The 14,347-nt window shown below is 68.3% G+C and carries 12 protein-coding genes, 1 other RNA gene and 1 pseudogene; 7 read left to right on the top strand and 7 right to left on the bottom strand.

What is annotated here, in order from left to right:
- Positions 1-1,273 (bottom strand): DNA polymerase III subunit gamma/tau (gene dnaX / locus LIG30_RS19980; RefSeq protein WP_038714777.1); only part of this gene is annotated, 1,273 nt, incomplete at its 3' end.
- Positions 1,274-1,375: 102 nt separating this feature from the next.
- An RNA gene (gene ffs / locus LIG30_RS25545) (signal recognition particle sRNA small type) lies at positions 1,376-1,474 on the bottom strand.
- 357 nt (positions 1,475-1,831) lie between these two features.
- Here ffs and trxA point away from each other — a divergent pair.
- From trxA to LIG30_RS19945, 7 genes and pseudogenes are all read left to right on the top strand, one after another.
- Positions 1,832-2,158: a thioredoxin TrxA gene (gene trxA / locus LIG30_RS19975; protein ID WP_006402348.1), complete on the top strand. Its 327-nt coding sequence runs from the start codon at positions 1,832-1,834 to the stop codon at positions 2,156-2,158.
- Positions 2,159-2,354: 196 nt separating this feature from the next.
- A complete protein-coding gene (gene rho / locus LIG30_RS19970; protein ID WP_006478662.1) occupies positions 2,355-3,617 on the top strand; it encodes a transcription termination factor Rho in 1,263 nt (420 codons plus the stop codon).
- A 76-nt stretch (positions 3,618-3,693) separates the two neighbouring features.
- Positions 3,694-3,873 (top strand): annotated as a pseudogene (locus LIG30_RS19965) (MFS transporter); the annotation flags it as partial.
- A gap of 38 nt (positions 3,874-3,911) precedes the next feature.
- Positions 3,912-4,745 carry a M90 family metallopeptidase gene (locus LIG30_RS19960; RefSeq protein ID WP_038714774.1) on the top strand — a complete coding sequence of 278 codons (834 nt, stop codon included), beginning with the start codon at positions 3,912-3,914 and terminating at the stop codon, positions 4,743-4,745.
- 159 nt (positions 4,746-4,904) lie between these two features.
- Positions 4,905-5,165, top strand: a complete 261-nt coding sequence (locus LIG30_RS19955) for a type B 50S ribosomal protein L31 (RefSeq protein WP_038714772.1) — start codon at positions 4,905-4,907, stop codon at positions 5,163-5,165.
- A gap of 216 nt (positions 5,166-5,381) precedes the next feature.
- Positions 5,382-7,133, top strand: a complete 1,752-nt coding sequence (locus LIG30_RS19950) for an ArnT family glycosyltransferase (protein WP_038714771.1) — start codon at positions 5,382-5,384, stop codon at positions 7,131-7,133.
- A 1-nt stretch (position 7,134) separates the two neighbouring features.
- Positions 7,135-8,502, top strand: coding sequence for an MATE family efflux transporter (locus LIG30_RS19945; protein ID WP_038714770.1), 1,368 nt, complete (start codon positions 7,135-7,137; stop codon positions 8,500-8,502).
- Positions 8,503-8,526: 24 nt separating this feature from the next.
- On the opposite strand, the gene lipA is transcribed toward LIG30_RS19945, so the two are convergent.
- The 5 genes from lipA to LIG30_RS19920 all read right to left on the bottom strand — a co-directional run bounded on the left by lipA (position 8,527) and on the right by LIG30_RS19920 (position 13,986).
- Positions 8,527-9,492: a lipoyl synthase gene (gene lipA / locus LIG30_RS19940; RefSeq protein ID WP_038714768.1), complete on the bottom strand. Its 966-nt coding sequence runs from the start codon at positions 9,490-9,492 to the stop codon at positions 8,527-8,529.
- A gap of 2 nt (positions 9,493-9,494) precedes the next feature.
- Positions 9,495-10,610 carry an acetoin dehydrogenase dihydrolipoyllysine-residue acetyltransferase subunit gene (locus tag LIG30_RS19935; RefSeq protein ID WP_038714767.1) on the bottom strand — a complete coding sequence of 372 codons (1,116 nt, stop codon included), beginning with the start codon at positions 10,608-10,610 and terminating at the stop codon, positions 9,495-9,497.
- A 4-nt stretch (positions 10,611-10,614) separates the two neighbouring features.
- Positions 10,615-11,619 carry an alpha-ketoacid dehydrogenase subunit beta gene (locus tag LIG30_RS19930; RefSeq protein ID WP_038714766.1) on the bottom strand — a complete coding sequence of 335 codons (1,005 nt, stop codon included), beginning with the start codon at positions 11,617-11,619 and terminating at the stop codon, positions 10,615-10,617.
- A 44-nt stretch (positions 11,620-11,663) separates the two neighbouring features.
- The gene (locus LIG30_RS19925) at positions 11,664-12,647 is read right to left on the bottom strand and encodes a thiamine pyrophosphate-dependent dehydrogenase E1 component subunit alpha (protein WP_038714764.1); all 984 of its coding nucleotides are present in this window, start codon (positions 12,645-12,647) and stop codon (positions 11,664-11,666) included.
- Between the two features lie 292 nt (positions 12,648-12,939).
- Positions 12,940-13,986 (bottom strand): ATP-NAD kinase family protein, encoded by a 1,047-nt coding sequence (locus tag LIG30_RS19920; RefSeq protein WP_038714763.1) that lies wholly within the window; start codon positions 13,984-13,986, stop codon positions 12,940-12,942.
- Positions 13,987-14,347: the final 361 nt, after the last annotated feature.

Raw genomic sequence — 14,347 nt, 5'->3', positions numbered from 1 at the left:
CTGCTTGAGCTGCTTGAGCTGCTTGAGCTGCTTGAGCTGCTTGAGCTGCTTGAGCTGCTTGAGCTGCTTGGGCTGCCTGGGCTGCCTGGGCCGGCGACGCCGCCACCGCCTTCGCGGCAGCCGCGCGCGGCCCCGGCACGGCGCGCGGCGCAGCCGACGGCTGTCCGACCGGCGCACTGCCCGCGCCCGCCGCCGGCTCGAACGCCAGCATCCGCAACAGCGTCATCGTGAAGCCCGCATACTCGTCCGGCGCGAGGCCCAGCTCCGCGCGTCCGACCGTGGCGATCTGATAGAAGAGCTGCACCTGCTCCGGGCTCAGCGTATCCGCGAAGCGGCGCAGGTCGCCCGCTTCCGGCCATTCGTCGAGCACCGAGCCCGGCGCGAACTGCGCCCAGGCGATCCGGTGCAGCAGGCTCGCGAGATCCTGCAGCGCCGTCGAGAACGACAGGCTGCGCAGCGCCATCTCGTCCGCGATCGCGAGGATCTCCGGGCCGTCGGCGGCCGCGAGCGCGTCGAGCAGACGCACCATGTAGGTCTGGTCGAGCGCGCCGAGCATGCCGGACACCGCCGCTTCCGTGACTTCGTTCGCCGAATAGGCAATCGCCTGGTCGGTCAGCGACAGCGCGTCGCGCATGCTGCCCTGCGCGGCACGCGCGAGCAGGCGCAGCGCCTGCGACTCGAACGCGATGTGCTCCTCGCCGAGAATCCGCTCGAGGTGCGACACGATGTGTCCGGCCGGCATCTGCTTGAGGTTGAACTGCAGGCAGCGCGACAGCACGGTCACCGGGATTTTCTGCGGATCGGTCGTCGCGAGAATGAACTTGACGTGCGACGGCGGCTCTTCGAGCGTCTTCAGCATCGCGTTGAACGCATGGTTCGTCAGCATGTGCACTTCGTCGATCATGTAGACCTTGAAGCGCGCATCGACGGGCGCATACACCGCGCGCTCGAGCAGCGCAGCCATCTCGTCGACGCCGCGGTTGCTCGCCGCGTCCATTTCGACGTAGTCGACGAAGCGGCCTTCGTCGATCTCGCGGCACGCGCGGCACACGCCGCACGGCTGCGACGTCACGCCGGTTTCACAGTTGAGCGCCTTCGCGAAGATGCGCGACAGCGTCGTCTTGCCGACGCCGCGGGTGCCGGTAAACAGATACGCGTGATGCAAACGCCCGCCGTCGAGCGCGTGCGTGAGCGCCCTGACGACGTGCTCCTGGCCGACGAGCGAAGCGAAATCCTTCGGACGCCACTTGCGTGCGAGAACTTGATAGGTCATCGGGAAATTGTATCAGCAACACCGCTTCGCGCCGACTGGCTGCGACAGCAACGAGCAAAAGGGGAATCGTGAAAGCGCGCCCACGAACGGGGCAAGAAGAAAGGTGACGAGCCCGACCCTCGGCACTGGCGGAAAACGGCTGTGGCTGCTTCGTTCCCGACCTGACCAGGTTGACCGCCCCACCATGCGAGGAGGCCCGTCACGGCGAATTCTACCATCGCTTGCCGACGAATGCGACGATTTATTCGCACGAACTGCGTCGGCGCCCGCTTCTTGCCCGCCTCTTGCTTTTCGCGCGCCGGCCGCCATCTATCAGTCGCACCGCCCGGCGGCATGTCGTGACCCTACTCTCGAAGCGGCTACTATCGCCGTCCACAGCGGATAGCAATTTAGGCTAATATGACGCCCGAACGACCCGCGAGCCGCAGCATGCAGCGCTCGCGCCTGCCTTTCCCGGCGGGCGCAGCCACCTGCCGCGGCGGCCGGCAGCCCGAGGGCGGCCGGCGCGCCGCAAGGCGCCACGCAGGCAGTCACTGAACCGAAAGAGGTAATGACACAATGAGCGAACAGATCAAACACATCAGCGACGCATCGTTCGAACAGGACGTCGTCAAATCCGACAAGCCCGTGCTGGTCGACTTCTGGGCCGAATGGTGCGGCCCGTGCAAGATGATCGCCCCGATCCTGGACGAAGTCGCGAAGGATTACGGCGACAAGCTGCAGATCGCGAAGATCAACGTCGACGACAACCAGGCGACGCCCGCCAAGTTCGGCGTGCGCGGCATCCCGACGCTGATTCTCTTCAAGAACGGCGCAGCCGCCGCGCAGAAGGTGGGCGCGCTCTCGAAGTCGCAACTGACCGCGTTCCTCGACAGCCACCTGTAATACCGGCGAGTCCGCGGACGTGTTGTCAACCGGCAACACGTCCGCCGCCATGCCGCCGATCGGCAACTCAAGCGCGAATCGGCGTATGCTAGAATTAAAAAACGTCTACAAGACGCATTTAAGTCTCTGAGCGCTTCCGCTCGCCCTCCTCCCTATTTCTTTCGTCGCATCTTCTCCTCCCTGGCGGGATCTCCGTATGCATTTATCCGAGCTCAAGTCTCTGCACGTGTCCGAATTGATCGAAATGGCCAACGGCCTGGAGATCGAAAACGCGAACCGCCTGCGCAAGCAGGAGTTGATGTTCGCCATTCTCAAAAAGCGCGCCAAGACGGGGGAAACGATCTTCGGCGACGGCACGCTCGAAGTGTTGCCGGACGGCTTCGGTTTCCTGCGCTCGCCGGAAATGTCCTATCTCGCGAGCACCGACGACATCTACATCAGCCCGTCGCAGATCCGCCGCTTCAACCTGCACACCGGCGACACGATCGAAGGTGAGGTTCGCACGCCGAAGGACGGCGAGCGCTACTTCGCGCTCGTCAAGGTCGACAAAGTCAACGGGCAGCCGCCCGAGGCCTCGAAACACAAGATCATGTTCGAGAACCTCACGCCGCTGCACCCGAACAAGCCGCTGTCGCTCGAGCGCGAGATGCGCGGCGAGGAAAACGTCACGGGCCGCATCATCGACATGATCGCGCCGATCGGCAAGGGCCAGCGCGGCCTGCTCGTCGCGTCGCCGAAGTCCGGCAAGACCGTGATGCTCCAGCACATCGCGCACGCGATCAAGCAGAACCATCCGGACGTCATCCTGTTCGTGCTGCTGATCGACGAGCGCCCTGAAGAAGTGACCGAAATGCAGCGCTCGGTCGCGGGCGAAGTGATCGCATCGACCTTCGACGAACCGGCTACCCGCCACGTGCAGGTCGCCGAGATGGTGATCGAGAAGGCCAAGCGCCTCGTCGAGATGAAGCACGACGTCGTGATCCTGCTCGACTCGATCACGCGCCTCGCACGCGCGTACAACACGGTGATCCCGGCGTCGGGCAAGGTGCTGACGGGCGGTGTCGACGCGAACGCGCTGCAGCGTCCGAAGCGCTTCTTCGGCGCGGCGCGCAACATCGAGGAAGGCGGTTCGCTGACGATCATCGGCACCGCGCTGATCGAAACCGGCAGCCGCATGGACGACGTGATCTACGAAGAGTTCAAGGGCACCGGCAACATGGAAGTGCACCTCGAGCGCCGTCTCGCGGAAAAGCGCGTCTACCCGTCGATCAACCTCAACAAGTCCGGCACGCGCCGCGAAGAGATGCTGATCAAGCCCGAGATCCTGCAAAAGATCTGGGTGCTGCGCAAGTTCATCCACGACATGGACGAAGTCGAGGCGATGGAATTCCTGCTCGACAAGATCCGACAGACGAAGAGCAATTCCGAGTTCTTCGACCTGATGCGCCGCGGCGGCTGATCGCCCGCCTCCCGGTTCGGCAGAAAGGCCGCCTGCGCTGTCCGCCAGGCGGCCTTTTTTTGCGCCCGGGATGCACGCAAGCGCGCACGCCGATCCTGCAACGCACGCCACGAGATGCACGCGACCGCGCGCATCGATCGCGCTGACCGTCGCGCAGCAAGCCGCCTTCCTGCCGTCGCTCGACGGCTTCCATCACCGCGCCGGCATCGCGATCTGCGGCGGGCGCTTCGCCGCGTGGCAAAAAGAGATCGATTGAGTTAAAAGTGACGCTTTAGCGTTCCGTTCGCCGCCTTCATGCTCTCGAAACTGACCCGCTGGCTCGGCACCCGCCGCCGCGACCGCGCGCTGCGCAGCCACCCGATTCCCGATGCGCTGTGGCGCGACACCGTCGAGCGACTGCCGTTCCTCGGCTACCTGCCGCCCTCCGACCTCGAACGGCTGCGCGAGCTGACGAGCCTCTTTCTCGCGCAGAAATCGTTCTCGACCGCGCACGGCCTCGCACTGACCGACGCGATGATGGTCGGTATCGCTGTGCAGGCGTGCCTGCCTGTGCTGAACCTCGACTTGAGCCTGTACGACGGCTGGGTCGGCATCGTCGTGTATCCGGGCGAATTCTTGATCCGCAAGACCGTGCAGGACGAGGACGGCGTCGTGCACGAGATCGAGCAGGACGCGAGCGGCGAGGCGTGGGAGGGCGGCCCCGTGATCCTGTCGTGGGAGGACGCGCAGATGACCGACGACCGCGACGCGTACAACGTCGTGATCCACGAGTTCGCGCACAAGATCGACATGATCAACGGCGCGGCGGACGGCTATCCACCGCTGTTTCGCCGCTGGCACGCGCCGCATCTCGACGCGCAGGCATGGGCAGACGTGTTCGACAACGCGTACGACCAGTTCTGCGCGCGCGTCGATGCCGTGCCGGATCGCGCGTGGGCGCGCTTCGAGCGCGATTCGCTGATCGATCCCTATGCGGCGGATCACCCGTCGGAGTTCTTCGCCGTCTGCAGCGAGGCGCTGTTCGTGCAGCCGCGCGCATTCGAGGCCGAATTCCCCGAGCTGTACCGGCTGCTCGCCCGCTACTACCGGCAGGATCCGGCCGGCGCCGGCGCCCTCGCCGCGCCTTGACAAATTATTCGTCAACCATCTGATTTTCTGGCATAATCCCCGTTTTTCGACCTTAGGCAAGTGGCTCGCGCCGGGCTTGACGTCCCGCCGCCACGCGTGAGAAGCGCGTGCGGCAACGGCAAGCGGCGGGTTGGCTACCGCTATCACCAAGGAAAGACCATGAAACAAGGCATTCACCCGAATTACCGCGAAGTCGTCTTCCAAGACATGTCGAACGGCTTCAAGTTCATCACGCGCTCGACGATCCAGACGCGTGAAACCATCGACCTCGACGGCAAGACCTACCCGCTCGCCAAGATCGAAGTGTCGTCGGAATCGCACTCGTTCTACACCGGCCAGCAGAAGATCATGGACACGGCAGGCCGCGTCGAGAAGTTCAAGAACAAGTTCGGCGCACGCGCCAGCGGCAAGGCTGCGTAAGCACGCTTCGCGCCGCATCCGGTGGCTCCAACGCACCGGTTACGCATTCAAGGGCAGCCCAGGCTGCCCTTTTTCGTGTGCGCTCGCCCAATTGTCGCCCGCCGGCGGCACAGCGGCGATTCCCCTGACGCGCCCGGCCGGCGCGTCTACAATGCCGGATGCCTGAGACGGCCCGCCACGCGGGCCGTTCGCCGATAAAAAATACCGCTCATCTGCATGAAGCCAGTCGTTCGTCTCACCGCCTCCGCCACGCGCGCGCTGCCGCGCTGGCTGCTGCTCACACTCTGCATCGTCTATGCGGCGTTCGGCCTGTTCGGCCGCGACCCGTGGAAAAACGAGGATGCCGCGGGCTTCGGCGTGATGTGGACGATGGCCCAGGGCACATGGCACGACTGGCTGCTGCCGAACCTCGTCGGCAAGTACATCACGACCGACGGCCCGTTCGGCTACTGGCTCGGCGCGCTCGCGATCCGCGCGCTCGGGCCGTGGATCGACGCGAGCAACGCGTCGCGGCTCGGCACCGGCATCCTCTTTTGCGTGGCCTGCGCGTTCGTCTGGTATGCGGCCTACCTGCTCGGCCGGCGTGCCGAAGTGCAGCCGTTCAAGTATGCGTTCGGCGGCGAGCCCGAGCCGCACGACTACGGCCGCACGCTCGCCGACGGCGCGCTGCTGGTGCTGCTCGCCTGCTTCGGCCTCGCCGAGCGCGGCCACGAGACGACCCCGCAGCTCGCGCAGTTCGCATGGATCGCGATGCTCGTCTACGGTCTCGTGCGCGCGATCGACAAGCCCGTTCAAGGTGCGCTGTGGTGGGGGCTCGCACTCGGCCTCGTTGCGCTGTCCGGCAACCCGGTGCTCGTCGCGGCGCTCCTCACCGGCACCGTCGTGCTGTGGTTCGTCACGGCCGACGTGCGCAACCTGCGCCTGCCCGGCATCGGCCTGCCGCTCGCGTTCGCCATCTTCGCGCTCTGGCCGGTGGCCGCGTTCGTCGCGGCGCCGACCGACGCCGCCTGGTTCGTCAACCAGTGGCTGCACGGCAGCCTGATGCGCTTCTCCGGCCCGCCGACTGCGGTGCTCGCCTACGCGGCGAAGAACCTGCCGCTCTTCACGTGGCCCGCGTGGCCGCTCGCGATCTGGGCGTGGTGGAGCTGGGCCGGCCTGCGCCGGCGCGCGCACATCGCGATTCCGCTGTCCGTCATCGCGCCGCTCGTCGCGCTCGTGATCCTGCAAAGCCAGCAGTCGAACCGCATGTACATGCTGCTGCTGCCGCCGCTCGCCGTGCTCGCGACCTTCGCACTGCCGACGCTCAAGCGCGGCGCGATCAATGCGATCGACTGGTTCGCTGTACTGAGCTTCACGATCCTCGGCAGCTTCGTCTGGCTGGTGTGGCTCGCCGCGCTGACCGGCTTCCCGCATCCGCTCGCCCGCAATCTCGCGCGCCTCGTGCCCGGCTTCACGCCGCACTTCAAGGTGCTGTCGTTCGTCTGCGCGATCGCCGTCACCGTCTGCTGGTTCCTGCTGGTACGCTGGCGCGTGTCGCGGCAGCCGAAGGTGCTGTGGCGCAGCGTCGTGCTGTCGAGCGCCGGCACGACGCTGATGTGGGTGCTGCTGATGACGCTGTGGCTGCCGATCGTCAACTACAGCCGGACCTACCAGGACGTCGCGCAGCAGATCTCCACGCACCTGCCGTCCGATTACGACTGCATCTCGCCCGTGCGGCTAGGCGACGCGCAGATCGCCACCTTCGCGTATTTCGGCGACATGCACTTCGACTTCTCCGGCGACTGCGACGTGATCCTGCGCCACGACCACGCCGACTATGGCGAGCCGAGCTCGATGTCGCAATACGTCTGGCGCCTCGTCTGGGAAGGCCGCCGCGTCGCCGACCGCGACGAGCGCTTCCGCCTGTACGAACGCATCGAGCGGCCGAAGACGCCGGCAAAGCGCCGGCCGCCGCGCCGGCCGGACTGACGTGCTCGCCGACCTCCGCAAGATCGCCGGGCTTGCGTGGCCGGTGCTCGTCGGGCAACTGGCGATCATCGCGTTCGGCGTGATCGACACCGCGATGGTCGGCCGCTTCTCCGCCGTCGATCTCGCCGCGCTCGGTCTCGGCTCGTCGCTCTACATCTCGATCTACATCAGCCTGACGGGAATCCTGTCCGCGCTGCAGCCGATCACCGGGCAGCTCTACGGCGCGCGGCGCTACACGGAAATCGGCGAGGAAGTGCGCCAGGCGCTGTGGCTCGCCGCGCTGCTCGCCGTGCCCGGCTTCCTGCTGCTGCACTTCCCCGAACCGCTGTTGCGCGTCGCGCACGCGCCGGCCGCGCTGCACGAACGCACGGTCGCCTATCTGCGGATCCTGTCGTTCGGCCTGCCGGCGAGCCTCGTGTTCCGGATCTACAACGCGCTCGCCAACGCGGCCGGCAAGCCGCGCCTCGCGATGATCCTGCAGGTCGGCGCGCTGCTGCTGAAATTCCCGCTGAACGTCTGGTTCATCTTCGGCGGCCTCGGCGTACCGGCCCTCGGCGGTCCCGGCTGCGGCCTCGCCAGCACGCTGATCAACTGGGCGCTCGCGCTGGTCGGCTTCACGCTGCTCGCGAAGCTCGACGTGTTCGCGCCGCTCGCGATCTTCTCGCGCTTTTGCTGGCCGGTCTGGGCGCGCCAGAAGGCGATCCTCCGGCTCGGCGTGCCGATGGGGCTCTCCTACCTGATCGAGGTGACGTCCTATACGTGCATGGCGCTCTTCATCGCGCAGTTCGGCACCACCACGCTCGCCGGCCACCAGATCGCCGGCAACCTCGGCGCGGTGCTGTACATGACCCCGCTGTCGATCGGCATCGCGACCTCGACGCTCGTCGCGCGCGCGCTCGGCGCCGGCCATCCGGATCAGGCGCGCCTGATCGGGCGTCATGGCGTAATGCTCGCGTGCTCGGCCGCCGCCGTGTACGGCCTGCTCGTGTTCGTGCTGCGGCCGCTGATCGTCGGCGGCTATACGCCGGACCCGGCGGTCGCCGCCGCGGCAATGCCGCTCGTCGCGATCGTCGCCTGCTACCACTTCTTCGACGCGATACAGATCACGACAGCCTTCGTGCTGCGCGCCTACAAGGTCGCCGTGGTGCCGACCGTGATCTACGCGATCGCGCTCTGGGGCGTCGGGCTCGGCGGCGGCTATCTGCTCGGCTTCGACGTCGGCGGATTCGCGCCGGCGTGGCTCACCGGCGCGCGCGGCTTCTGGTTCGCCAACGCCGTGAGCCTGATGCTCGCGGGCACCGGGCTCGTGCTGTACCTGCGAGCCGTCGGCCGCGCGCACCTGCGCGGCGATCCGCACGGCGCGCGCTGACGCGCCGCACGCCATGCGGGCGCGTCACGTGCCGTGCAACGTTTCCGCCGCGTGATACGACGAACGCACGAGCGGCCCGGACACCACCTCGAGAAACCCGAGCCCGAGCCCCTCGTCGCGCCACGCGGCGAATGCATCCGGCGTCACATGGCGGCGCACCGGCAGATGAAACGGCGATGGCGCGAGATACTGCCCGATCGTCAGCACGTCGACTTCGTGCGCGCGCAGGTCGCGCAACGTGTCGCGCACTTCGTCGTCGCGCTCGCCGAGCCCGAGCATCAGCCCGGACTTCGTCACGACCGCCGGATTCGCCGCCTTCACGCGCGCGAGCAGGTCGAGCGAGCCGCGATAGTCGGCGCCCGGCCGCGCGGCGCGGTATAGCGACGGCACGGTCTCGACGTTGTGATTGAACACGTCCGGCCACGCGACCGACAGCGCGTCGAGCGCGCGCGCGATGCGTCCGCGGAAATCCGGCGTCAGCACCTCGACGCCGATGCCCGGCACGCGCGCGCGCACCGCCGCGACGCAGGCGGCGAAGTGCGCGGCGCCGCCGTCGCGCAAGTCGTCGCGGTCCACCGACGTGATCACCACGTAACGCAGCGCCAGCGCGGCGACCGCGTCGGCGAGCCGCCCGGGCTCGTGCGGATCGAGCGGCTCCGGCCGGCCGTGCGCGACGTCGCAGAACGGGCAGCGCCGCGTGCACAGGCCGCCCATGATCATGAACGTCGCGGTGCGTTGCGCGAAGCATTCGCCGATGTTCGGGCACATCGCTTCCTCGCAGACGGAATGCAGCCGATGGGCGCGCAGCACCGCCGCCATCGCGGCGACGGTGTCGCTCATCATCGGCCGCGCCCGCAGCCACGGCGGCTTCGGCAGCGCCGCGCCGGCCGCGGGCTCGACGCGCACCGGAATGCGCGCGAGCTTGTCGCGGCTGCGCGCGCCCGGCTGGCCGAGCGCCGTCAGGCTGGATCGTTCGAGCGCGGCGGCCATCGTCAGTCTCCGAGGAACGCGGCGATCAGGCGGTTCACGTCGGCCGCCGCCTCCATCTGCACCATGTGGCCGCGCCCGGCCAGCACCTCGGTTCGCACACCCGCCGGCAAGCCCTGCGCGTGATGCGCGGGAATCACCTGGTCGCGCTCGCCCCAGATCACGAGCGTTCGCGGCGCGAGCGCGGCGAGCCGGTCGCGGAACACGCGTCGCTGCGTCGCGCCGTCGAACGCGGACGCCGCGATCCTCTCCAGCGCCGCCTGCACGCCCTCGAGACGCTTGTAGCGGACGAGATCCTCGACCAGCTGCCGGGTGACGAGCGCGCTGTCGGCGAACAGCTTGCCGAGATGCGGCTTGAGCGTGTTGCGGCTGTTGCCGGAGACGAACCCGTCGATGTAGTCGCGGTCGATGTCGCTGCCGAGTCCCGCGCTCGCGATCAGCGTCAGCGACGCGACCCGCTCCGGCGCGCGCTCGGCCGCCGCCATCGCGACCGCGCCGCCCATCGAATGGCCGATCAGGTGCGCGCGGGCGATGCCGCGCGCGTCGAGCAGCGCGAGCACCGCGTCAGCCAGCTCGTCGAGGCTGCCCGTGTCGACCGCCTTGCCCGATTCGCCGTGCCCCGGCAGGTCGAGCGCCCAGACCGGCCGGTGCGCGGCCAGCTCGGCATGGTTGAACAGCCAGTTGTTCAGGTCGCCGCCGAAGCCGTGGATCAGCACCGCCGGCGTGCGCTCGCCCGCGCCGAGCGCGAGATAGCGCACGGTGCGCCCGCCGATCTGCGCCTTCTCGGGCTGCGGGCCGGCCGCCTCCTCGGCCGCGGCGCTCGGCGTGAAGTTGCGCTGGAATTCGGCCACGGCAGCGTCGATCTCCGCATCGCTCGCCTGTTCCGCCGCCACCACGCCGAGCAGCGCGCCGACCGGCAGCGTGTCGCCCTCCTGCGCGATCTGGCGGCGCAACGTGCCGTCGAACGCGCACTCGACGCCCGACGAGATCTTGTCGGTCTCGACGTCGAGCACCTCGTCGCCCTTCGACACGCGCTCGCCGAGCGCCTTCAGCCAGCCGTTGACCTGCCCCTGCTCCATCGACAGCCCCCACTTGGGCATCGTGATCATGTGAATCGACATCGTGTCAGCTCCTCGTCTTCAGCACCGCCTGCACAATCGCGTCGGCGGACGGGATATACAGTTCCTCGAGCACGCTCGCGAACGGAACCGGCGTATGCGGCGCGGTCACGCACTCGATCGGCGCATGCAGCGACCGGAAGGCACGCTGCGCGATCAGCGCGGCGATGTCGGTCGCGATCGAGCAGCGCGGATTCGCTTCGTCGACGACGACCACGCGCCCGGTGCGCGCGGCGCTTTCGAGAATGGTCTCCTCGTCGAGCGGCGATGTCGTGCGCAGGTCGATCACGTCGACCTGAATCCCGTCCTTCGCGAGCTTCTGCGCCGCGTCCGTCGCGACGTGCACCATCCGGCCGTAGGTGACGATCGTCGCATCGTCGCCTTCGCGCACGACACTGGCCTCGCCGAACGGAATCGCATAGGACTCCTCCGGCACGTCGCCCTCGCGGGTATAGAGCAGCTTGTGCTCGCAGAAGATCACCGGATCGTCGTCGCGGATCGCCTGGATCAGCAGCCCCTTCGCGTCGTACGGCGTCGACGGGCACACGACCTTGAGGCCGGGGATGTGCGTAAACAGCGACGTCAGCATCTGCGAATGCTGCGCGGCGGCCCGCAGCCCCGCGCCGTACATCGCGCGGATCACGACCGGCGTGACGGCCTTGCCGCCGAACATGTAGCGGAACTTCGCCGCCTGGTTGAAGATCTGGTCGAAGCACACGCCCATGAAGTCGATGAACATCAGCTCGGCGACCGGCCGCATACCGCACGCGGCAGCACCGACCGCGGCGCCGATGTAGCCGCCCTCCGACAGCGGCGTGTCGAGCACGCGCCCCGGGAACTTGTGGAACAGCCCCTTCGTCACGCCGAGCACGCCGCCCCATGCGTCGTCCTCGCCGGGCGCGCCCGCGCCGCCCGCGTTGTCCTCGCCCATCACGATCACGCTGGCGTCGCGCGCCATCTCCTGTGCGAGCGCCTCGTTGATCGCCTGCGAATAAGTGATCTTCCTTGCCATCTCTGTCTCCTGGAATCTTGTCGGTCAGCCGGCTTGCGCGGCGCTCACGGGTACGACACGTAGACGTCGGTCAACAGGTCGGCGGCGTCCGGCAGCGGCGCAGCCTTCGCGTCGGCGACGGCGGCGTCGATCAGCTCGCGAACCTGCGTGTCGACCGCACGCAATTCGTCGACCGTGAGGATCTCGGCGCGCACGACGCGCGTTTCGAAATGCTTCAGGCAATCCTTCTCGTCGCGCAGCTTCTGAACCTCGCCGGGCGCCCGGTAGGTCTGCGCGTCGCCTTCGAAGTGCCCGAAGTAGCGCGACAACTTCACTTCGACGAGCGTCGGCCCGCCGCCGCCGCGCGCGCGCTCGACCGCCTCGCCGAGCGCCTCGTGCACCGCGAAGAAATCGAAGCCGTCGACGATCACGCCGGGCATGCCGAAGCCGCTCGCGCGATCGGCGATGTTGTCGGTCGCGACCGACCAGCTCGCCGACGTCGCCTCCGCATAGCCGTTGTTTTCGGCAACGAAGATCGCCGGCAGCCGCCACACTGCCGCGAGGTTCATCGCTTCGAAGATCGCGCCCTGGTTCGATGCGCCATCGCCGAAGAAACACACGCCGACCCCGCCCGTCTTCCGGTATTTCGCGGCGAGCGCCGCGCCGCACACGAGCGGGCCGCCCGCGCCGACGATGCCGTTCGCGCCGAGCATGCCCATCGACAGGTCGGCGATATGCATCGAGCCGCCCTTGCCGTGGCACACGCCGCTTTTCTTGCCGTAGATCTCCGCCATCATCCCGCGCACGTCCACGCCCTTCGCGATGCAGTGCCCGTGGCCGCGGTGCGTCGTCGCGACGTAGTCGGCAACGCTCAGATGCAGCATCGTGCCGACCGCGGACGCCTCCTCGCCCGCGTAAAGGTGAACAAATCCCGGTATCTCGCCGGTCGCGAACTCGACGTGCAGGCGCTCCTCGAATTCGCGGATCGTGCGCATCAGCCGGTACGCTTCCAGCAGCTTGTCCCTGCTGAGCTGAGTCGAAACGGACATGTCTGTCTCCTTGATCTATCGTTGAAATGCCGCCGCGTCACGGCCCGCGGCGGCGGATTGCCGGCACGGTGGCCGTCAATGCGTCGCGAAGCCGCCGTCGACGCGTGCTGCGCAGCTGGCGACGGCGCCCGGACGTGTGTCGCCCGGAGCGCGCATCGTTTCGCCGCCGGGTACGGCGGGCGATCGCCCGTTGCCGGATGCCGTCATCCGCTGCCTCTCATCTGCGGCCTCCTTTTCCGCTGGAATTTTTGCCTCGACATATCATTCGTTCTACATATCGTTACGTTCATCATCACCCGGCGTTTCGGCTCAGTTGTCGCGACGCCGCGTGGCGCAGCGTGCGCCCGACGTCGATCGTGAGCGGTCCGTTCCAGTCGAGCGCGATTTCGTAGCGGTCGCCGCGCGCGACTTCGATCTCGCGCTCCCCGTCGAACGCGAGCGTGCCGTGCTCGAGCGCGATCGGCCGCCAGATGCCCGGCTCCATCCGCTCGCAGCCGCGCATCACGACACGGTCGATCCGGCCCGGCGCGATCGGCGCGAGAAGCGGCGTGCCCGCCGCCTCGCCGGGCAACGCAAACCGCATCGCGAGGCCGTGCGGCGCGCTGCGCTCGAGCGGCGCCCACGCGCCGCCGAGCGCGGACAGGCCGATGCCGTCCGGCTCGGCGAAGGTCAGGAACAGCGAATCGATGTCGTCAGGCCCGGAAATCGCGCGCGCGCCGATGAAGCGCTGCCGCGCCGCACACACGTCGACGAGCGCGATCTCCTCGCGGCCGGGGTTCGCGCCGGCGACGCAACGCACGACGAGCCGCTTGTTGCGCGTCAGCGCGACGTCGGCCGGCACCGCGCCGGTCGCGGCCAGCGCGCCGGCCAGCCCGGCGACGGTCGCCTCACGGTATTCGGGAAACGCGTTGTTGGTGCCGGTCGACAGCGCGACGAGCGGCGTGCGGCCGCAATGCGCGGCGACCGCGCGATGCGTGCCGTCGCCGCCGAGCACGACGATCAGCGCGACTTCCGCGCGGCGCATCCACGCGGCGCCCGCATGCGTGTCGGCGACGCTGTCGGCGATCGGCAAATCGATGAACTCGACGGCCGGCCAGCGCTCGTGCGGTGCGAGCACACGGTGCGTGTCGAGCGCGCGCAGCAGCAGCGTCGCGATGCCCGTCTTGTCGCGCAGCGTCAGCACCCGCTCGACGCCGAGCGCGCCGAGCCCGGCCAGGAGGCGCACGATCATGTTCGCCTTCTCGGCGGTCGGAAACACCGACGCATGGGTCGTGAGGCGGCGGATGTCGCGTCCCGACGCGGGATTCGCGATCACGCCGACGGTTACGGGCGTTGTCACGGGCTTGTCTCCTGTCCGCCGGCGTCGCGCGCCGCGGACTGTTGTTGTCGCCGGCGCGGGGCACCGTGCTTGCCCGTCATATCTGCAAGCGGCGTGCCATCTTGTGCATACCCGCCGCCGAACGCCCGCAAACCGCGGCGCGCCGGGCGCCGCGACCGTGCGAGCCGGCCGTGATCCGGAGTTCGCGCACCTGCGATTCCCCCGTCCGTCTCAATCAGGCATGCAAAACAGGCGCGACTCATTGCATCGCCGCGCCGCCGGCCGGCACGCGCCAGACCGCACGCGCACCGGCCCGGCCCCGCACGGCGGACATTCATGCGCGTCCCGGCGCGGCCTCCGCCGCACGTCTCATGCGCGCGAG

The organism is Burkholderia sp. lig30, assembly GCF_000687455.2.
In the GTDB taxonomy this organism is placed as follows: Bacteria; Pseudomonadota; Gammaproteobacteria; order Burkholderiales; family Burkholderiaceae; genus Burkholderia.
The sequence above is the reverse complement of the archived record's forward strand: the minus strand, read 5'-3'. Positions and strand labels throughout refer to the sequence as shown.

Excerpts from the sequence above, each read along its gene's own strand:
- trxA (WP_006402348.1), top strand. The coding sequence starts at position 1,832 with ATGAGCGAACAGATCAAACACATCAGCGACGCATCGTTCGAACAGGAC.
- rho (WP_006478662.1), top strand. The coding sequence starts at position 2,355 with ATGCATTTATCCGAGCTCAAGTCTCTGCACGTGTCCGAATTGATCGAA.
- LIG30_RS19960 (WP_038714774.1), top strand. The coding sequence starts at position 3,912 with ATGCTCTCGAAACTGACCCGCTGGCTCGGCACCCGCCGCCGCGACCGC.
- LIG30_RS19955 (WP_038714772.1), top strand. The coding sequence starts at position 4,905 with ATGAAACAAGGCATTCACCCGAATTACCGCGAAGTCGTCTTCCAAGAC.
- LIG30_RS19950 (WP_038714771.1), top strand. The coding sequence starts at position 5,382 with ATGAAGCCAGTCGTTCGTCTCACCGCCTCCGCCACGCGCGCGCTGCCG.
- lipA (WP_038714768.1), bottom strand. The coding sequence starts at position 9,492 with ATGGCCGCCGCGCTCGAACGATCCAGCCTGACGGCGCTCGGCCAGCCG.
- LIG30_RS19935 (WP_038714767.1), bottom strand. The coding sequence starts at position 10,610 with ATGTCGATTCACATGATCACGATGCCCAAGTGGGGGCTGTCGATGGAG.
- LIG30_RS19930 (WP_038714766.1), bottom strand. The coding sequence starts at position 11,619 with ATGGCAAGGAAGATCACTTATTCGCAGGCGATCAACGAGGCGCTCGCA.
- LIG30_RS19925 (WP_038714764.1), bottom strand. The coding sequence starts at position 12,647 with ATGTCCGTTTCGACTCAGCTCAGCAGGGACAAGCTGCTGGAAGCGTAC.